This is a genomic window from Paraburkholderia sp. RL17-383-BIF-A, assembly GCF_046028015.1.
Classification (GTDB): Bacteria; Pseudomonadota; Gammaproteobacteria; order Burkholderiales; family Burkholderiaceae; genus Paraburkholderia.
The window spans coordinates 55900-77225 of sequence record NZ_JARESR010000017.1 but is presented as its reverse complement, the minus strand read 5'-3'; the positions used below and the strand labels follow the sequence as shown (position 1 = coordinate 77225).

12 protein-coding genes are annotated in these 21326 nt (G+C 61.6%); 1 reads left to right on the top strand and 11 read right to left on the bottom strand.

Going from position 1 to position 21326, the window contains the following annotated elements:
• Window positions 1–4: 4 nt before the first annotated feature.
• The 9 genes from P0D71_RS20255 to uvrA all read right to left on the bottom strand — a co-directional run bounded on the left by P0D71_RS20255 (window position 5) and on the right by uvrA (window position 16986).
• Window positions 5–1954 carry an extracellular solute-binding protein gene (locus P0D71_RS20255; protein ID WP_408481748.1) on the bottom strand — a complete coding sequence of 650 codons (1950 nt, stop codon included), beginning with the start codon at window positions 1952–1954 and terminating at the stop codon, window positions 5–7.
• A gap of 282 nt (window positions 1955–2236) precedes the next feature.
• Window positions 2237–4978 carry a TonB-dependent receptor plug domain-containing protein gene (locus P0D71_RS20250; RefSeq protein WP_408296769.1) on the bottom strand — a complete coding sequence of 914 codons (2742 nt, stop codon included), beginning with the start codon at window positions 4976–4978 and terminating at the stop codon, window positions 2237–2239.
• Window positions 4979–5283: 305 nt separating this feature from the next.
• A complete protein-coding gene (locus tag P0D71_RS20245) occupies window positions 5284–5859 on the bottom strand; it encodes a helix-turn-helix domain-containing protein (protein WP_091795326.1) in 576 nt (191 codons plus the stop codon).
• Between the two features lie 303 nt (window positions 5860–6162).
• Window positions 6163–7347, bottom strand: a complete 1185-nt coding sequence (locus P0D71_RS20240; RefSeq protein WP_408481746.1) for a tetratricopeptide repeat protein — start codon at window positions 7345–7347, stop codon at window positions 6163–6165.
• Between the two features lie 9 nt (window positions 7348–7356).
• Entirely contained in the window at window positions 7357–7785 is a 429-nt protein-coding gene (locus P0D71_RS20235) for an ExbD/TolR family protein (protein WP_011487696.1), read from the bottom strand.
• Window positions 7786–7991: 206 nt separating this feature from the next.
• Complete coding sequence (locus P0D71_RS20230; RefSeq protein ID WP_012432473.1) at window positions 7992–8414, bottom strand: ExbD/TolR family protein; 423 nt, start codon at window positions 8412–8414, stop codon at window positions 7992–7994.
• Window positions 8415–8426: 12 nt separating this feature from the next.
• Complete coding sequence (locus P0D71_RS20225) at window positions 8427–9332, bottom strand: MotA/TolQ/ExbB proton channel family protein (RefSeq protein WP_408481744.1); 906 nt, start codon at window positions 9330–9332, stop codon at window positions 8427–8429.
• A gap of 76 nt (window positions 9333–9408) precedes the next feature.
• Window positions 9409–10122: an energy transducer TonB gene (locus tag P0D71_RS20220; protein WP_408481742.1), complete on the bottom strand. Its 714-nt coding sequence runs from the start codon at window positions 10120–10122 to the stop codon at window positions 9409–9411.
• 978 nt (window positions 10123–11100) lie between these two features.
• Window positions 11101–16986: an excinuclease ABC subunit UvrA gene (uvrA, locus tag P0D71_RS20215; protein WP_408481740.1), complete on the bottom strand. Its 5886-nt coding sequence runs from the start codon at window positions 16984–16986 to the stop codon at window positions 11101–11103.
• Between the two features lie 587 nt (window positions 16987–17573).
• Here uvrA and P0D71_RS20210 point away from each other — a divergent pair.
• Window positions 17574–17963, top strand: a complete 390-nt coding sequence (locus P0D71_RS20210) for a tlde1 domain-containing protein (protein WP_408481738.1) — start codon at window positions 17574–17576, stop codon at window positions 17961–17963.
• A gap of 361 nt (window positions 17964–18324) precedes the next feature.
• On the opposite strand, the gene cuyB is transcribed toward P0D71_RS20210, so the two are convergent.
• On the bottom strand, window positions 18325–19821 hold the full coding sequence (gene cuyB / locus P0D71_RS20205) for a cysteate racemase (protein ID WP_408481736.1): 1497 nt from the start codon (window positions 19819–19821) through the stop codon (window positions 18325–18327).
• Between the two features lie 153 nt (window positions 19822–19974).
• A complete protein-coding gene (locus P0D71_RS20200; protein WP_408481734.1) occupies window positions 19975–21288 on the bottom strand; it encodes an MFS transporter in 1314 nt (437 codons plus the stop codon).
• Window positions 21289–21326: the final 38 nt, after the last annotated feature.

Genomic DNA, 21326 nt, shown 5'->3' with positions numbered 1-21326 from the left:
TTCCTCAGTGGGCCGCAGCCGTGGATGACCCGGAGGACTGCGCCGCCTGGGTGGTTTGAGTGACGGGTGCGCCTGGTTTTTTCGCGTACCAGTAGTCGATCACCCATTCTTCGTATTGGTACGTTTTGGGAACGATCTTCGGAAAGCCGATCGTGGTCTTGTAGCCGATGCGCGCGCCTGGCGCGTAGTACTCCGGCACGAGGTAGAACGAATAGATCAGTACGCGATCCAGCGCACGGGTCGCCGCTTGCAGGTCGTCGAGATTGGTCGCGGAAAGCGCCGAGTGAATCAGCGAGTCGACCGCTTTCGAACGAATCCCCGGATAGTTTTCCGAACCGACCTCGGACGCGGCCGCGCTACCGAAACGGCGCGTCAGTTCAGCGCCCGGAATCGTGACCGGCGGATAGATGAAGGTGGTCATGTCGTACTCGAAATTGTCCAGCCGCTTCTGGTACAACGCGCTATCGATTTCCCGCATATGCGCCTGAATGCCGAGCATGCCGAGCGCCTGCATATACGGCAGGATCAGTCGATCCATGCCGGGCTGATCGTCCATGATTTCGATCGTCATCGGCGTGCCGTTGGCGTCGCGCAATGCGCCGTCGCGATAGTGCCAGCCGGCTTGCGCCAGCAGATCACGCGCCACGCGCAAATTGCCGCGCAAGGAGTTCGGCGCGATCGTGTCGGGCTGTTTGAGCATCGGACCGAACACTTCCGGCGGCACGCTGGCTCTCAATGGTTCGAGCAACGCCAGTTCCTTCGGACAGGGCATGCCGGTCGCGCCGAACGGACTTGCCGCGAAATAGCTGCTGGTGCGCCGGTATTGCCCATAGAACATCATCCGGTTCATCCAGTCGTAGTCGAATGCCATCGTCAGCGCGTGGCGCACGCGCGGATCCTGAAACATCGGCTTGCGTAGATTCATGAGCAGTCCCTGCATCTGCGCGGGACCATCGGCGAATTCGCCCTTCTTCAACAGGCCATTGTCGAAGTTCTTGCCGACGTATTTGCGGGCCCACTGCGTCGCGCTGTATTCGACGATAACGTCCGCGTCGCCCGCCTTGAAGGCTTCGAGTTGCGTGTAGTGGTCACGGTACAGATTGAACGTGATACTTGCGAAGCGATACATGCCGCGCCGCGACGGCAGATTCGCGGCCCAGTAGTCGGGGTTGCGCCGATAGGTGATCTGCTTGTCGTTCTTGCGCGACTCGATCAGATACGGACCGCTCGCGATCGGCGCCTCGTTCGCGATCTGATCGAAAGGCAAACGTGTGCCGTCCGCACGCGCGCCCCACTTCGGCGAGAAGATCGGCAAGTCGCCGGCGATCAGCGGCGCGTCGCGCTCGGCATGCTTGAATTCGAAGCGCACGGTCGCCGGGTCGACAATCACGGCGCGCTTGATCACCGAGAACTGCGCGTTGAACAAGGGCGACGCCTTGGAACTCGTCAGCGTATCGAACGAGTATTTGACGTCGGCCGCGGTAATCGGATCGCCGTTCGAAAAACGCGCGGAGGGGTTGATGTGGAACGTGGCCGAGCCGAGGTCCGGCGCGACTTCTACGTCGTCGGCAATGAGCGGGTATTCGGAGGCGAGTTCGTCCCAGCTGCGCTGCATCAGCGTATCGAACATCAGATGCAGAATGTCCGGCGCGGGCGCGCCGCGCACGAGAAACGGATTCAGCGAATCGTAGCTCTGCAGTTCGTCGAAGTTCTGGAAGCTGAGCTTGCCGTCGCTCGGTGCCGTGGGATCCGCATAGTCGAAGTGCGTAAAGCCGGCGGGATATTTGGGCTCGTCGTATTGCGCAATCGAGGGCCGCGCCTGCGCGCAGATCGCGCTCAATGCCAGACACGCACCGGCGCACAACGCGATCCGCGCGGCGGTGCGAAGCCGCGGCACGGGCGCGGACGCTGCCGTGGGCACGGCGCGCGGCCGGCGAAACTTCACAAGTCTCATCTTCGGAATGCGTAAGGACGCGCGCCGGCTTGACGCCGGCGCGCGGTAAGTCGAATCGGCGCGAGTGACGGCCCGACGCCGTCGCTCCCGTAGCTTTCCCCGCTTGCGCTACGCTGCTGCTTACCGCCCGCTGTCGCTCGTCGTGGTGCTGAGCGAGCATTGTGCACGGGGAACACCAATGTACGTCTTTAAACGTGGTTTGCCGCTCCGGAACGGGAGACCCGAAACCGGAGCGGCCGACCCACTAGACAGACTGCGGATGAATCACAACCATCAAAGACTTCAGAAGCGGTACGACGCACCGACCTGGAAGAAACGGCCGATATTGGTGTACAGCGACTGGTCGTAGCCCGTGATATCCGGCGTGGCCTGCCATTCGACGTCGAACGGCGGCTTACGATCGAAGATGTTGTTGATGCCGCCGTAGATCGTCCAGTTCTTGAAGCCGCGATACGTAGCCATCAGGTTGAACTGGCTATACGACGCCACCGACAGCGTGCCACCGTCGCCGAACTCGGACGCCACCGCGTTTGTGTACGGGCCGGTGTACTGCCACGTCAGCGTCGTGGTCAGCTTGCGGTAATCCCAGGACAAGCTGGTATTACCCTTCCAGCGCGGATTGGACGCACCGAACGGCTGCAGCAACGCGAGGTTGTTGCCGGCGAAGTCCTGCGTGGGCGCACCCGGGCTGTTCAGCTTGAAGTGCCACACGTAGGCCCAGTCGCCTGCCAGCGTGAACGTACCGTACTTCGTGCCGACCGACTTGCGGAAGTTCATGTCGAAGCCGTCGGTGTCGAGCGAGCCGAGGTTGACGAACTGTTCCTTGATGTAGGCCACCGTGCCGTCCGGATTGCGAATCACGTTCGACGGGTTGTTTGCGTCCATCACCGCGTTCGGATCGTTCGTGCCGATCACGCCGTCGATGTGAATCTTGTAGAACGCCGCACCGATATCCGTCGACGAATCCGGCGAGAGCTCGAAGCCAATGTTGTAGTTCTTCGTGTGCTCAGGCTGCAGCGCCGGGTTGCCGTTGACCTGTTCCGTCGTGAAGTGCTTGGTCGGCGTGCCGCTAGGATCGTTCGGGTCCACGAGATTCTGGTGGGCGAGATAGGTTGCCTGCGAGTTCTCGACCAGAGTCGGCGCGCGGAAGCCACGGCTGTACGATGCATACGTCGTGAGCATCTTGACCGGCTGGAAGCGCAATGCGAAGCTCGGCGAGAATGCACCGCCAAAGTCGCTGTAGTGGTCGTAACGGCCCGCTTGCGTGAACGTCAGGTTGTGAATGATCGGAATATCGACCTGATAGTACACGGCGGCCACGTTGCGCTCGCCGTCGACCGTCTGCACGTTTGCCGGCGCCGTGACCCCAAGCGCGCTATACGTGCGCGAGTTGATCAGGTTACTTTCGTGACGGAATTCCGTACCGAAACCGACTCCGACCGGGCCACCAGGCAGATTGAACAGGTTACCCGTCGAGGTTTTCGCCGTAACACTGTCGAGCTTCGAGATTGCCTGTTCATAGTCGTTCTGGAACACGCCGTTCAAGCCGTTCGGCGTGGCCGACGGGTTCGAGAAATTGAACACGCCGTTCTGCAGAATGTTCTCGACGCCAGCCACGTTCAGCGCATTGCCGTAGGTCGTGTCGACCGTGCTCTGCGAATGGCCGTAATCCGCGGACCAATCCCAGTCGCCGAACTTGGCGGTGGTAAACGACCCCTTCACGCCGGTCATTGCACGCCAGAACGTCGACACCGTATCCGCCGAAACAGTGTTCGGGAACGTGTAGTTGATCTGCGTCGGCACGCCGAACGGGTTGTACGGGTTGGTGCCCGAGACCGTGCGCGACAGCGGCAACGCCGAACCGGTAGCCGGGTTGAACGCGTTCGTCTGGCTGCTCAGCACTGCCGGACCTTCGTTCTGCACGGTTTCGTTGCGGCTAACCCACAAATCGGCGTAAGCCTGCACGTCGTCGTTGATCTTGAAGGTGCCGCGCACTTTAGCATTCAGGCGTGTGATCGCCGGCATGAGCGAGGTGGCGCTCGCCGGGTTCGATTTACACGTGGTCGCGCCGTTCGCCGACACGCTGCCCGGAGGGCAAGGGCTGAGCGCCGATTTGGTGCCGTCGGCCGAGGTCCAGTACGACTGCTGGTTCGGACCGAGCGGGCCCGCGAGACCGCCCGGGAACTGGCTGAAGTCCTGATTTGCGGTCATGTCGCGATCGGCGAGCGACGAGCCGGTGTCGCGATAGTAGCTCGCGGCGGCCGTCACGTTGAAGCGGTCGCCATTCAGATCGCCAACGCCGCCGAGCACGCTGAAGTTACCCTGCGCGTCGCCCGGATGCTGCGCCTTGCCGAGCTGGCCGTCGATCTGCAAGCCCTGAAAGTCCTTCTTCGTGATGATGTTGACCACGCCTGCAATCGCATCCGAACCATACACCGAGACCGCACCGGTCTTCACGATGTCGATGTGATCGATCATGTTGAGCGGGATCGAATTCACGTCGAAGAACGTGTCGGTGAAGTTCACCGCCTTGCCGTAATTCGCCACCCGTTGGCCGTCCACCAGCACCAGCGTGTACTTCTCGCTCAAACCGCGCAATGCAATGCCGCCACCGCCTTGCGCGGAGCTGTTCATCGTCGTTTGGCCCCAGCTGCTCCCTGAGTTCGCGGACGTGCCGCGCAGGAAGTCGGCCACGGTCGTATAACCGCTTTGCTGGATTTCCTTGGGCGTGATGGTCTGGACTTCCGTATTGCCAACCTTGTCCGATGTGCGGATCAGCGAGCCGGTCACTTCAAATTTCTTGAGTTGCTGAACCCCTTTGCCCGCCGGCGTCGCGGTGCTGCTGTCCGCGGACGGCGTGGCAGCAGCGCCTGTCGCCGGCGCGCTTTCCGTCGTTGCGCCCGCCGCTGTGCCGGTGGTGGCCGGCTGGCTTTGTGCAAACGCCGGTACGGCGATTGCGGCCGACAATGCCAGTTCAGCCCAGACTATTCTTCTAATGGCCAGCGCCAATGCCCTTTGTTTCATTTTTCCCCTTCTCGCTCGTCAGTAAGGCCACAGCAATATGTGATGAGAGGTCTTGTGAACCTCTCCACTCGATATACGGCGATCTTGCGCCGCGCTCCGTTAAAGCAACATCAAATAACTCAGTGTTGGACTACTAATTTATTGCAATCGAAACGCGCAGCGCTTTTCAAATTGTTGTCATCTCTACCGCCACGCGAGTGGATCCCGCCACTCGCCGGCCCTCAATTCCCAAATCTCGGGTACAAACTTAAGTAATGCTTACAAATACACATTGAGTGCTCTTTGCAAAAGCATGACCTGCGGCACTAAAACAATCGTGGCGTCCCTACCCAAACGATCACCGCTTCTTCACGTGCGGTATTGGACCAGGAGTGCGGCACGGTAGATTCGTAATGCGCAGTGTCGCCTGCCTGCAATACGAACGTTGTGCCTTCCAACGTGAGCGAGATCTGGCCGCTCATCACATACAGAAACTCTTCCCCTGCGTGCGTCGTGACTTCCGAGGGATTTTGTCCCACCGGCATCCTGACGAGAATGACTTCCAGCTTGCTGCCAACCGACAGATTCGTGAGCCGCCCAAACAGATTGGCACTGCCGTCAAATCCGAAGTACTTCAGGTCACTGCCTCTACGCACCGACTTGTCTTCGGTCGGCGTATCGACGAAGTACTGCACCGTGACACCTAACGCTCGAGCAATACCTACTAACGATGTAATAGAAGGTGTTGCGTGACCCCGTTCCACTTGCGACAGAAAGGGCTTGGAAATGCCCGCAGTCTTTGCCACTTCATCCAGCGTGCGCTTGAGCCGTTGGCGAAGCGCGCGGATTTTGCTTCCTATAGAGATTGCAACGTGTGCCTTGTTATTGAGTGGCAAAACCATAGCAAGACAGAATCCCGTAGTCAAAAATAGTTTGATATATACAAATTATGTTTCATAGAACGCAACATCCTCCCTCGACCATTCCCGACAAGCCTGCCGGGATGCCGCTATGGATAACTCGATCTGTGTGTTTTCCAGAAGACTTCCGCCTCCTCCGAATGCCTGGCGGTAGTTGCGAGTGCAACCACGCTCAGACATCGGAGACGGTCCACATTCCTTACGACGAGCGCGCTCCCTCGCGCCCGCCATGAGGACACCTCGAGCGCGCCTCGTCAGATGAAACATAACGGGAACAGAGTGCTCTTATTTCGACGCCACCAGCACCCACAAACGGGCGAGGTCGGCTGAACCATCGGTGCCCTTCACGGCACGGAAGGTTTGTACCGCACGCGCTTTATCGCCGGCCACGTAGTACGCCTCACCCAGATGCAGTTGCGCCTGGTCCGGGTGGTCGATCCCACCCTTCGCGATTGCCGCGTCCATGGCAGCGAGCCCCTGTTTGGCCTGCCCGGCGAACACCTGGTTGAATGCCATGTCGACAGGCGCAATGGGATTCGCCGGATCTGCAGGTGCCTGCGCCCGTTTTGCCGCCAATGCCTGAAGGCGTTTCTCGCGATCCGCTTGTGCGTCGCGCCCCAGAACGCCCGATGCAAAGCCCTGATCGATGACCTGCTTGCCTTCAGCCGTCGTACCCGCCACGATCGCGAGCTGGGTCATTTCCATGTAATCGTCGGCGCTCGAGAGCGAGCCGGTCGCGCGGCGCAACCGGTACGTGTCGATATCGAGCTTCGACGAATAGCCCGGCTTGCTGCGAATCGCCGAGAACAGATCGTCCCAGTAGGACTGTTTCGGATGATAGGCAACCAGCTTTTCGAGCGTGCTGCGATACGTGGCATCGTCCTTCACGCGTTGCGCACACGTGCCGAGCAATTGCAGTTGTGACTCGTCAGGCGCGTGACCGGCACGCACCTGCGCATCGATGCCCGGCCTGAGCAGGCTCACCACGCTCGCGCAATCGTTCGACAGGTAGTACGACTGAACCAGCAGCGTACGCATGTCGGGATCGCTGCCACCGGACTTCAGATAGCGCTGCGCGACCTTCGCCGCCTGCGCATAGTTCTTCTGCTGGAAGTAGATGCCGGCCAAAGCCGCGGACGTACGCTGCTCGTCCGCGCCGCTCAACTTCCCGGAACTCAACAACGTTTCGTAAGCCTGAGCGGCGACACCGGACTCGCCGGCCGCCGCCGCTGCCGCACCGCGCATCTGTTCGATCATGGTGCTTTCATACGGCGTCTTGCCGGACACGGCCGCCGCCTGATCGATCTTCGCCAGCGCGTCCTTGTACTTGTGCGCGCGATACAGATCCTGCGCGGCATTCAGCGGTTTCGCCACGTCCGGCCGCAGCGTGTCGGCGGCATGAGCGGCGAGCGGCAGTACGAGAGCCGCCGCCATGACGACACGCCTGAAGCGTTGTTGAATGGTTTGCATTGCCCTTCCCTATTGCATGTACTGCTCATTACCGATCAGGCCGATTTTCGTCGCGCCCAGTCGTTGCGCGGACGCCATCACCTCCGCGACATCCTTGTACGGAACCAGCTTGTTCGGCCGCAGATGAATTTCGGCCTGAACCGGTTCAGCCGCCACTTGAGCGAGCCTGGATTCGAGCGCAGCACGATTCGGCACTGGCTGACCGTTCCACGTGGTCGTGCCGTCGAAGTCGATATCGATCTGCACTACTTCAGGTTGCGTGATCGGTGGCGGTGGATTGCCGACCGGCAGGTTCATCTTGATAGCATGCGTCTGAATCGGAATCGTGATAATCAGCATGATCAGCAACACCAGCATCACGTCGATCAGCGGTGTGGTGTTGATATCGACCATCACGTCCGGTTCACTGCCGCCGCCCGACGATACATTCATTCCCATTCTCGGCTCCTGTCGATCGGACTTAGTGCTTTAGCACTTAGTCCGATCCCATGCAAAGCTAGTCGATCGGACTTGGTGCTTTAGCACTTAGTCCGGTCCCATGCAAAGCTGTCGACCGGACTTGGTGCTTTAGCTGTCGGCCGGAGTTAGCGCTTTAGCGCTTACTCTGGTCCCATGCACCGCACTTAGTCCGATCCCATGCAAAGTTAACCACCGCGCGCTGGCGGCTCCGTGATAAACGAAACCTTCGCGATACCGGCACGCTCGCACTCGGTAATGACCCGGCCGATGAATTCATAACGCGCGCTCTGGTCGCCCCGAACATGCACTTCCGGTTGCGGCGTCATGACCGACACGGTCTTCAGGCGTGCCAGCAGCGTAGGCGCATCGACCTGCTTCTCGTTCCAGAAGAAATCGCCGTCACGGTTGACCGCAATGACGATACTCTTAGGGGTGGTCTGCAGTGGCTGGATCGTCTCCTTCGGCAATTGCACCGGCACCGTATGCGTCACGACCGGAATCGTGATCAGAAAGATGATCAGCAGAACCAGCATCACGTCGACGAGCGGCGTGGTGTTGATACTGGAGATGACCTCGTCGTTGTCGTCCTGCCCAACGCTCATTGCCATGACGGACTCCGCTTATTGAACCAGCGACGCTTCGCGAGCCGCGGCGCGCGCCGGGCGGCGGCTGCCGGCCAGCAAGACGGTATGCAGTTGCGCGCCGAATGCACGCACACGCTCCATCACCGACTTGTTGCGGCGAACCAGGAAGTTGTAGCCGAGCACGGCGGGCACCGCCACCGCGAGACCGATGGCGGTCATGATCAGCGCCTCACCCACCGGGCCCGCGACCTTGTCGATCGAAGCCTGGCCGGCAATGCCGATCGCCGTCAGCGCGTGATAAATGCCCCACACGGTGCCGAACAGGCCGACGAACGGCGCTGTCGAACCCACCGTACCGAGGAAAGCCAGACCGTCTTGCAGACGATTCGACACGTTGGTGATCGCACGCTCGACCGAGGTATCGATCCAGGTATTGCGGTCCACGGCTTCGAGCAGCGCTTCGTCGTGGTGCTCGCCAGCCTCGATAGCCGTTTCGGCGATGAAGCGGAACGGCGACGCTTCGTCGAGACGCTGCGCGCCTTCAACCAGTGACGGCGCGGTCCACAATTGCTCATCGGCGCTTTTGGCCCGGCGGTTGGCGCGGAACTGCTCGACGAACTTGATGATCATGATGTACCAGCTACCCATTGACATGAGCACCAGCAGAATCAGCACGAAGCGAGCGACGAAGTCGCCGTTCTTCCAGAGTGCGCCGAGGCCGTATGGGTTATTGACGGTTTCGGACGTGGCCGGCGCCGGCGGCGGGACCGCTTCGTCGGCGGCCGAACTCGCGGTTTGCGGCGCGGCCGTGGCCGGCGCGGCAGCTGACGCCGAGGCGTCGCTGGCCTGTGCGTGGGCCATTTGCGGTGCAACAAAGGTATCCACCGTAGTTACGGCGATCAACATGCTTGCCGCCAGTGCGGCGAGAGTACGCTTCTTCATGCCTGCTCCAAGTTCATTAGTACAACTTCCAAACTAAGACTGATAAATCGCTACCGGTACCGAACAGCCTGTGAATTCAGTTCAGGTTAAACGAGAACGGAACTTGCACACGGACAGCCTGGCCTTGGGAAACGCACGTGAACTGCTTGACCGCGTTGAATGCAGCACGATCCAGCGAGGAGTCGTCTGCGGATTTGGCAACACGTTCATTCGTAATATGGCCCTGCGGGTCGACGACGAATTCAATGAGAACATCACCCGTTACGTTGTTTTCCTGCGCTTCCTTCGGGTAGCGAATCGACGAACGGATCTGATCCGAGTTCGGGCACACGACGCCGACTTCTGTACTCACGGGCTTGCTCGGCGCAGGCGGCGCCGGCGGTGCGGGCGGCGCCACGGCAGGTGCCGAGACAACCGGTGCGGCCTGATGCGCAATGGTCGGCTGCGGCGGCGTTTGCACCTGCACTTCGGGCGGCGGCACGAACGGCGGCGGCGGCGGCGCGAATTTCGGCGGCGGCAATTGCACCGTGGGCAGCGGCGGTGGCGGTGGCGGCTTTACCGGCTCGATGATCTTCGTTTCGATAGGATGTTGAATGACCTGCACGACCTTGGTGGCAAGGCCATTGATCAGTGCGTAGATCAGCACGATATGCAGGAGCAGAACGACTGCGATGCCGCCAAAGCGGCGTACTGGGTTTTGCTGCTTGCTGCGCCCAAACTCTCGTGGGCGCCCTGGCCTCTCCATACGGGCCGTTGCTGCCGGAAATTGCCCTTCGACTTTCGTACCCACCTTTACTCCTCCGGCGTGAACCGTTCATTTCTATAACTGCAGTGCGCTTACATACCGCAAACAACATTCACTTCAATCATCCGGCGAACGACTACCCTTGGTTCGCAGTCAAAAATGGACGCAGCACTCCCCGGCCTCGATCCGACGAATCGGACGTGACTCAAGGAGGCTGCGGCCGCATGTCATGCGAGCCTGAAAGCCGATCTAAGTAGAACTACTAATAGATTAAATTTGAACCGCCAACTTCTGCCTTGCATGAACGCTGGAGACAACCTGATCGATGTGTGTCGTAACGCCTGGAACTTTTTGCGCGAACGTCACATGCGTTTCATGGGAGGCAAAGATAGCAGGACAAAAAATGTCCGGTCAAACTTTTTTTGATGGCGGCATACTTAGTTTAGAGAGATAACTCTAACTCGCCGCGAATTGGCGCCGCTTTAAAAGAATAAGTGTATGTCGAGCAGATAAGCATTCGACGTTTTATGCCCGAGAATTGGGATTTCTCTGCACTTACAACGTGCACCGATGCACTTGAATCTGCCGGCGGCATGCTCGTCGACAACGCCAGGAAGTCCACCGGGCAAGCCTTTCCGCGCGGGCGCACAGTAATTCGAGCGGATCGCGATCAGTTTGTTTGTCTGGATGGTGAGTCGCCGGGGCGAGACCGCCGCCGATGGCGAGACGATAGCAGAAGGAAAGCAGCGTTTAAAAATACTTTTAGCGCTATTTACGACACTCTAAATACGCATTCCAATTACGCCTTAACCTTAATTACAAATTAATTCCAATAAATTACATTATGCCAACAAACCGGACAATGATTGCGGGTAGGTTGAATTCGCATGGCGCGTTTCGGCACCTGGCGCCGAACGAGTTGCGCATATCAGCAACGTCTGGGGCGAGCTTGCATGAACTGCCGGAGTTCAACGAACGGAAAAAGAGAGCGGCGCAAAGTTGATTGCGCCGCTCTCTGTTGCATCAACCGTTCGTACCTTCGCCCGTTACCATGAGGTCGTCGTTCCGCGATCGCGCCAGAACGGGCCGCAACGCAGCGCCTGTATGACTCGCGGCAACGCGAGATAGTCCTTCGGGGTCCGTAGCAGCGACAATCGACCCACCGCCGACCCCACCTTCCGGACCGAGATCGATGATCCAGTCCGCCTCGGCGATCACATCGAGATCGTGCTCGATGACAACGACACTATGGCCGCCGTCCGCGAGACGATGCAGAACGCGAATCAGTTTGGCCACATCCGCCATATGCAGGCCCACGGTTGGTTCGTCCAACACATATAGGGTGTGTGGCGGCTTCTGTCCGCGCCGGGTAATGTCGTCGCGCACTTTGCTCAGTTCGGTGACGAGTTTGATGCGCTGCGCTTCGCCGCCCGACAACGTGGGCGAAGGCTGACCCAGTGTGAGATAACCGAGCCCAACGTCTTTCATCAACTGCAATGGATGTGCGATGTTCGAGATGGGCGCGAAGAACTCGACGGCTTCGTCGATTTCCATGGTCAGCACGTCACCGATATTCTTGCCGCGCCATGTGACCGCGAGCGTTTCCGGATTGAAGCGCTGCCCGTGACATACGTCGCAAGGCACCTTCACGTCGGGCAGAAAGCTCATGCCGATGGTGCGCACGCCCTGCCCCTCACAGGCCGGACAACGGCCTTCGCCGGTGTTGAACGAGAAGCGCGAGGCCGTATAGCCGCGCGCACGCGCTTCGAGCGTGCCAGCGAACAGCTTGCGGATCGCGTCCCACACGCCGATGTACGTGGCGGGACACGAACGCGGTGTCTTGCCGATCGGCGTTTGATCGACTTCCAGCACGCGGTCGATGCTCTCCCAGCCAGTGATCGCATCGCAGCCTTGCCAGGCATGCGTCACATTCAAGGGCGCGCGCGGCGCCGTGCGCGCCAGCACGCTGGAGCGCCGGTTCGCAGCGGGTTTCTCCTCGGCCGCCGCGCGCGCGCGGCGCGTGGCCGGCGACGACAGCACCGAACGTCCGACGGCATCCAGCAAATTCGTCATCAACACGTCGCGAGCAAGCGTCGACTTGCCGGAACCGCTGACGCCGGTAATCGCCACCAACCGCGAGAGCGGAATGCCGACCGTAACGTTGCGCAGGTTGTGCAGTTTGCCGCCGTGTACCGTCAGCCAGTTTTCCGGCACAGCGGCCGTGCGCTTGCCCGGCGCGACCACTTCGCGGCGCGGCTGCAACGGATGCACGATGGGGTGGGCGAGAAACTGTCCGGTCAGCGAATCAGGTTGCGCCGACAGGTCCGCCACGCTGCCCTGTGCCACCAGCGTACCGCCGCGCTTGCCCGCGCCCGGCCCGATGTCGATGATGTGATCGGCACGCCGGATGGTGTCCTCGTCATGTTCGACGACCACCAGCGTATTGCCCTTTTCACCCAGCTTGCGCAAAGCGTTCAGCAGAATCTGATTGTCACGCGGATGCAGACCGATGGTGGGTTCGTCGAGTACGTAGCACACGCCTTGCAGATTGCTGCCGAGTTGCGCGGCAAGCCGGATGCGCTGCGCCTCGCCGCCCGAGAGGCTTGGCGCGGCGCGATCGAGACTCAGATAACCGAGCCCCACTTCTTCGAGGAACTGCAGGCGGCTGCCGATTTCACTGATCACGTCGCGCGCGATTTCCGCGTCGCGGCCGGTCATTTCCAGCGTGTCGATCCACGCGCGCGTGTCGGACACGGTCCATTGCGCGACATCGACAATGGCCTGCGCGTCGAACGTGACCGCGCGCGCGGTGGGATTCAGACGCGTACCCGCGCAATCCGGACACGGTTCATCCACGAGACCTTCGGGTTCCTGCTCTTCCGAAGGCAGACTCTGTTCGCGGCCGCGATTGTCGTCGACCACGATCGTGTCGTCGTATGCCGCGCGCTGCTCACGCGTGAGCGCGAGGCCCGTGCCGACACAGGTGGTGCACCAGCCATGCTTGCTGTTGTACGAGAACATGCGCGGGTCGAGTTCCGGGTAGCTCGTACCGCACACCGGACACGCGCGCTTGGTGGACAGCACCTTCACGGCACCAAGGCTGGCCGTGGGACGGCCGCCGCTGATCGCGTCGTGCAAACCGTCGAGCGGCGCCAGCAGATGCATCACACCCTTGCCGACCTCCAGCGTCTGATCGAGCGCCTGACGCAATTCGGTTTCATGGTCCGGCGAAACGACGAGGTCAGCCACCGGCAATTCGATCGTATGCTCGCGGAAACGGTCGAGCTTCGGCCACGGGTCCACCGGCACGAACTCGCCATCCACGCGCAGATGCGTATTGCCGCGCGCTTTCGCCCACTTGGCAAGATCCGTGTAGACGCCCTTGCGATTCACGACCAGCGGCGCGAGAAAGCCGACATGCTGTCCCTTGTGATCGCGCAGCAACTGCGCCGCGATCGACTCGACGCTTTGCGACGTGACCGGCGTGCCGTCGTGAATGCAATGCTGCAAACCGAGCTTCACATACAGGAGACGCAGGAAGTGCCACACCTCGGACGTGGTCGCCACGGTACTCTTGCGGCCGCCGCGCGAAAGCCGCTGCTCGATCGCGACAGTCGGTGGAATACCGTACACGGCGTCGACCTCGGGCCGCCCCGCCGGCTGCACGATGGAACGCGCATAGGCATTCAGCGATTCGAGGTAACGGCGCTGCCCTTCGTGAAACAGGATGTCGAACGCGAGCGTGGACTTGCCCGAACCGGATACGCCGGTAATGACGTTGAATTTGCCGTGCGGAATGTCCACGTCCAGCGCTTTCAGGTTGTGCTCGCGTGCATTGACGATGCGCACCACGTCCTCGCCTTCGATCGCCCGGCGCGCACGCGCGGCGCTCAGCGCCTTTTGCAGCGGAATGCCTTGCGACGCCGACTCTTCCGCCGCGCTCATGGCGCGGTCGTATTGCAGCAACGCTTCGCCCGTATGCGATTCCGCACACGCCTTGACGTCTTCCGGCGTGCCGGCGCACAGCACTCGCCCGCCCCCGTCGCCACCTTCGGGACCGAGGTCGATCAGCCAGTCGGCGGCGCGAATCACGTCGAGGTTGTGCTCGATCACGATCAGCGAATGACCGCTTGCGAGCAGTTTGCCGAACGCCTGCATGAGCTTGGCGATGTCGTCGAAATGCAGGCCGGTGGTCGGTTCGTCGAACATGAAGAGGCGTTTTGCGACCGGCTGCTTCGCGCTGCGCGCGGTTCGCGCCTGGGCCGATTCCGCGAGGAACCCGGCGAGCTTGAGCCGTTGTGCCTCACCGCCTGACAGCGTGGGCACCGGCTGGCCGAGCTTCACATATTCGAGGCCCACGTCGACGATCGGCTGCAGCACGCGCAACACTTCGGCGTCTTTGGCAAAGAAGGTGATCGCTTCGCTCACCGTCAATTCCAGCACGTCGGCAATGCTCAGCGCGCGCGCCGGTTCGCCGCGCTCGATTTTCACTTCGAGCAGTTCCGCGCGATAACGGCGACCGTCGCAATCGGGGCAACGCAGATACACGTCGCTCAGGAACTGCATTTCGATATGTTCGAAACCGGAGCCGCCGCAGGTCGGGCAGCGGCCGTCACCCGAGTTGAAGCTGAACATGCCCGGGCCGTAACCGCGTTGTTGCGCGAGCGGCGCCTTGGCGAACAGTTTGCGGATTTCGTCGAACGCGCCGACATAACTGGCCGGGTTCGAACGCGCCGTCTTGCCGATCGGCGATTGATCGACGAACACCACGTCGGTGACCTGATCGGCACCGCTCAGGCTTCTGAATGCGCCCGGCGATTCGGTGGCGAGTCCGAAGTGCCGCGCCATGGCCGGATACAAGACGTCTTGCAATAGCGTGGATTTGCCGGAACCCGACACGCCCGTCACGCAGACGAGCCGCTCCAGCGGAATCTCCACCGTGACATCGCGCAGATTGTGTTCGGTCGCGCCTTCGAGCACGATGCGCGGCGTGGCGGCATCCACCGGCCGCTGCGACCAGTGCGCCGCGTCGGCCACATGCCGGCGGCCCCCGAGGTACTCGCCGGTAAGCGTGCCGGACGAACGGATAGCCTCGGGCACGCCGTCGTAAATGATCGAACCGCCGCGCTCGCCCGGCCCAGGCCCCATGTCGATCAGACGATCCGCCGCGAGCATCACGGAGGGATCGTGTTCCACCACCACCAGCGTATTGCCCGCGTCGCGCAGGCGATGCATGGCTTCGACGATGCGGTTCAGATCGCGCGGATGCAGACCGATACTCGGCTCGTCGAGCACGAAAAGCGTCTTGGTAAGCGACGTGCCGAGCGCCGTGGTCAGGTTGATCCGCTGCACCTCGCCGCCGGACAGCGTGCGGCTTTGCCGGTCGAGCGTCAGATAACCGAGGCCCACGTCGCACAGATATTTGAGGCGCGTGCGTACCTCGGCGAGCAGCAGTTTGAGTGCGTCGTCGAGCAACGCGCTCGGCAAGCTGATTTCGTCGAAGAAGCGCCGGATGCGCTCGATCGGCATCAGCATCAGGTCATGCACGGTCAGACCCGGCAACGCTTCGAGTTGCGCGCGCGTCCAGTCGACGCCGCGCGGCAGGAAGCGCTGCGCGGCCGGCAGCACGTCGTCCGCATTCGCCTTGCTGCCGAGGCGCCACAACAGCGACTCCGTTTTCAGCCGCGCGCCGCCGCAGGTTTCGCAAGGCGTGTAGCTGCGGTACTTGGACAGCAGCACACGAATATGCATCTTGTACGCCTTCGATTCGAGATACTCGAAGAAGCGTTTGACACCGTACCAGTGGCTTTGCCACTTGCCGTTCCAGTCCGGCGACCCGTTGATGACCCAGTCGCGCTCTGCGTCCGTCAGTTCGCCCCACGGCGTGCCGCGGCGGATGTCGGCTTTCGCCGCGTAGCGCATCAGATCGTCCTGGCATTCCTTCCACGCCGGCGTTTGCATGGGCTTGATCGCGCCATCGCGCAGCGTCTTGCGCGCATCGGGAATCACCAGGCCGAGGTCGACGCCGATTACGCGGCCAAACCCACGGCAGACTTCACACGCGCCGTACGCCGAATTGAAAGAGAACAGCGCGGGCTGCGGGTCCGCATAGCGCAGATCGCTTTCGGGACTATGCAACCCGGTGGAGAAGCGCCAGATTTCCGGTTCGCTTTCCTGAGCTTCCGGTCCTTCGGACGACGCCGGCAGCACGTAAATATTGACGCGCCCGCCGCCACGTTTGAGCGAGGCCTCGATCGCCTCGACCGCGCGTTGCTTGTCCACCGAACTCAGCCGGAAGCGGTCGGCCACCACGTCGAGCAGCTTGCGCTTGCCGGTCGGCGAATCGACTTCGCGCTGCGCCTGAACGCGCGTATAGCCGCTCGCCGACAGCCACTGCTCGACTTCCTGCTCCGACGCGGATTCCGGCAGTTCGATCGGGAACGTGACGACGAGCCGCGGCTCGTTCTGCGCGGTGCGCTCGAGCAACTCGGCGTAGATCGTTTCGGGCGTGTCGTGCCGCACCTGGCGGGCCGTCTGGCGGTCGAACAGTTCGGCCGCGCGCGCGTACAGCAGCTTCAGGTGATCGTTGAGCTCCGTCATGGTGCCGACGGTGGAGCGCGAACTGCGCACCGGGTTGGTCTGGTCGATCGCGATGGCGGGCGGCACGCCGTCGACACGGTCGACTTGCGGCCGGTCCATGCGGTCCAGAAACTGCCGGGCGTAGGCGCTGAATGTTTCGACGTAGCGCCGCTGCCCTTCCGCGTAAAGCGTGTCGAACACGAGGCTCGACTTGCCGGAGCCGGACGGGCCGGTCACGACCGTCATTTCGCCGGTTCGTACGTCGAGGTCGACGTTCTTGAGGTTGTGCTGGCGCGCGCCGCGAATCTTGATAATGCCGTTAGATGCCAATTTTTCGACCGCCTGAATGAGTGGGCTACCTCTCACGGACGCCTCGCGACCGCGCAAGTTCAGTGCAGCGGGGCCGGCGGAGACGCACGCGGAGGCCCAGCTTGCAACGGGATACTATACTGTATATTTATACAGGTTTGGCCCGCAAGTCACAATTTCAAGTGTCTTGCCAGGAGCCGTCGGCGGCCAGGACCTGCTGTTCCGCCAGCACCAGCCTACCCGATCGGGCGTTACCGTGACCGGTCAAGACGCTATCCGAGACAACGCCCGAAACGCCGTTCCCACGGCCGGCGGTGGTTCGCGGCTCCGCGCGCCGCAGGGCCGCCGCTAACGACTGCAACGCGCGCATTCGTTGGGATCAATCACGGGAAGACGGTAATCGACTAGCGCGCCATTCCAAGCTTGCGCCCGATTGACAAATTTGCACAAGTCGCAGCCGCGACGCGGATAGTCTGAATCCCCTTTGATGACCAAAGAGGAATGCATGAGCAATTTGTACGCGTCGGAGCAGACTTACCCGAGATTACCCGGTTGCAAACGTTCAAGCCTCGCACTTGCTTTCAATGGGCATTCGCTAAGGATGACCGGTGGCAAGCGCTCCTACTTCTACTGGGCCGTCAGGTCACCCTTCGCCAGACGGTCGGTTCGACTATTCTTTGGACAGACAGCAGAAAAGTCAGGAAGGCCCGATCCCCGAAGGAGACTATTGGCTTCAGCCGTCGCAGATGTGGACCAATCGCTGGTACAACGTCGCACCGACCGCAGCATGGGGAGTTCACAGGATTACTATCCATGTATTTCCAACCACTATGACGTTTAAGCGTGGCGGCTTCTTCATTCACGGCGGCACGCACCCGGACAGTGCCGGCTGTATCAACCTGCATGGTGGAATGGAGAACTTTGTGCGCGAACTCCAGGACGAAGTGAAAGCCGATCGAGACTGCTTCATCCTGCTAAAGGTCCGATACTCAAAATGATCAGAAATGGCCCAGGACGCATTTTATCCGTTGTTGTGGTGTGTGCCGTCCTGCTTGCCACAGGCGCGCTCAACGTATGCAATCTGACGGAGGCTTATGGCAGCGGCGCACCTTACTATTCCCGATCGATAAACATGGACAAGTGGACTGATCCGTTGCCCATACTTGGCGCCTTGGACGCCGCGGTGCTATTCGCGGTCGTGCTCTGGGCATTGTGGTGGAGACGCACCGGCGACCGGACGTAGACTGCGCCTCTGAAGCGCCGCTACACAGACGCGTTAGCGCCGGCGCGCCACCCTACGGTGCGGGCGGACTTGCTGCAATCGGCTCTTGACATCAGAGCCCGGCGCGACGTGCCCGCCTATCCGCAAACACTCTCAGCGCTGATCCGTTGCGCCACCGGAACCCCCTCCAGCCTCGCGCTTTCCCCCAGCGCATACGCCACGCAGCGCCTCGCCAGCACCTCGGTCGGATCGACAAGCCGCACTACCCGCCCGCCCGCGCAGGCCAGCACGGCATCGCGCAATAGCAGCGGCAACTCGGTACAGCCCAGCACGATCACCTGCACGCCTTGCGCCACCAGATCGTTCACGGCCACGGCGAGGTCGTCGCAGCATTCGCCCGAGGTAAAGCCGGCCTTCGCGCCCTTCGGTCCGTAGACGGCGCGCATCAGTCGCGCCTGAGCCTGCTCGCCCGGCGCGATCTGCACGAAGCCACGTGCTTCGAGCGACCGTTCGTAAACGCGGCTCGCGAGCGTGCCGGTGGTCGCCAGTACGCCGACTTCGCGCAGACCCGGAAAGGTCTCGTGCAGATAATCCGCGGTACAGGTCAGCATATTCACGATCGGAATGCCGAGCGAAGGCTGGATCCGCTCGACGAACGCATGCGCCGTATTGCACGGAATCGCAATCAGGTCCGCGCCCCCCTCTTCGAGCGTCTTGCAGGCGGCGTAAAGCGCGAGCGTCGGATCCTCGCCGTTGCAGAGCAACGCGGCGGTGCGATCCGGAATCTGCGGATTCTGCTCGACCATGATCTTGATGTGATCCTGATCGCATGCGGCCGGAGTGTTGCGTACCAGCTTGGCCATGAAATCGACCGTCGCCGCGGGCCCCACGCCGCCCAGCACGCCTACCTTGAAGCGCCGCTCCGGCTGCGAATATTGGGCCGCGGCGACGTAGCGCGCGTAGACCAGATTGACGTCGACGAACGGCACTTCGAGCAGCCCGAGCGCGGGCGCGACCAGCGCGATCTCAACCAGCCCGGGCAGGATGATCTCCGCGCCCTGCGCAATGAGATCCGCGCACGCCGCGCGCAACAATTCGACCGGGCGGCCAAAAAGGCGGCCATTCCTGATGCCTTCGTCGCTAAAGACTGCGCTCGTCACACAGTCGAAACCCGCTTCGTTGCGCGGATACAGCACGTCGAACTGCGCGGCGCCGAAATAACGCTCGAAAAGGCCGTTATCGCGGATGGCGTCCGAAGTCAGCACGCCGATCCGTCGCACCGACGGAAACGCTTGCCGCACATGCGCCTTCAGCGCCGTCATGATGTTGGCGACAGGCACGGCAACATTCGCCGAGAGTTCGTCGATGAAGGTATGACTCAGGAAGCACGGCAACACGACCGCTTCGACACCGCGCTTTTCAAACGCGCGTAGGGTATCAAACACATGAATCTTGAACTGGGCGCTCACTTCGCTCTGCGAGGCGGGTCCCTGCCAGGACTGCTGCTCGAGCACGAGATCGAATGGACGCGCCGCGCCGTGTCGCTGCCAGGCAGCGTTCATTCTGCACAGGACATCGGCGCTGGCGAGTTGCGCCGCACCGGTCACGACGCCCAGCGAACGATAGCGATTCATGATGACTTCCCGTGTTTTTCTTGCCATCCGCTTTGATGGTAGGCGGCTTTGGCGCCACTGAGGATGACATTATGTCGGGGGAGTATGACGTGGGGTTAACCACGAAGCGCACATTTCCTCGCGTTTCCAGGCGTCGACGGCACGGATATCCCGCTAGGCCGCTTCGACGACGCCGTGCGCCGCCACGCGCTTGCGGCGCTCCAGCGTACTGATGCACACCAGCGACACCCCGGCCAGCACGCTATAGAACACGGCCAGCGGCCACCAGGCGCCCGGATATCGATGCGCGAGCAACGTTCCGATCAGGGGCGTGAGGCCGCCGGCCAGTGCGGCGCACACCTGATACGACAGCGAAATCGCCGAATACCTGACACGCACGGCGAATGCGGTCGACATGAACCCGGCCATCACCGCATACGAGCTCGACATGCACATCACCGCCAGCGCAATGCCGATCACGATCGCCACCGGCCGCCCGGTCGAAACGAGCGCGAACATGGGATACGGCGAAAGCATCGCCAACGCCGCCGCGCCCTTCAGGAATCGTCCCGTACCGATGCGTTGGGCGAACCATCCCGAACCTAGTTGCGTGAACAACTGGATGAACGCCACGACGAACAGGCAATCGAGAATCAACGATCGATCGAGGCCGAGGGTCTGCGTCGTGTAATTGAGCATGAAGGTGTTGACGAACCACGCTCCGGCCACACCGATCACGTTCGCGCCGAGGCACAGCAAGAGCGTGCGCCACGCATCACGCACGACTTCGGCGACCGGCAGCGCGGCCACTCGCCGTTGCGCCTTCAGTGCCTTGAATTCTGGTGATTCGTCAACGCCCACCCGGACCAGCAAGCCGACCACCAGCAACACCGCGCTCGCGAGGAACGGCAGACGCCAGCCCCAGGTGAGGAACGCATCCTTGTCCATCGAGGCCACCGCGCGAAACGCGAGCAGCGACAGAATCAGCCCCGCTGGGCTGCCGAGTTGCGCGAACGACGCAAAGAACGTGCGCCGTCCTTGCGGCGCGTGTTCGCTCGCCATCAGCACCGCGCCGCCCCACTCGCCGCCGATCGCGATCCCCTGCGCGACGCGCAGCAGCACGAGCAGCACGGGCGCCCACACACCGGCGCTCGCATAGGTCGGCAGGAAGCCGATGCCGACAGTACCCACGCCCATGATCGCCAGCGTCGCCACGAGCGCTTTCTTACGGCCGATACGGTCGCCGAGGTGGCCGAACACCAGGCCGCCGAACGGTCGCGCGAAGAACCCGACCGCGAACGTGCCGAACGAAGCCAGCGTGGCGAAAAACGGATCGCTGCCGGGAAAGAACAGCTTGCCGAAGATCAGTGCGGACGCCGTGGCGTAAATATAAAAGTCGTACCACTCGATCGTGGTGCCGACAAAAGCCGCGGCTGCGGCGCGCGTGGGTTGCCGGCCTGCGGCGTGGACATCGGGCTCGCGATTCATGTCTCTGTCTCCTAGGTCTTTCTTCTGGATGGCGCGGC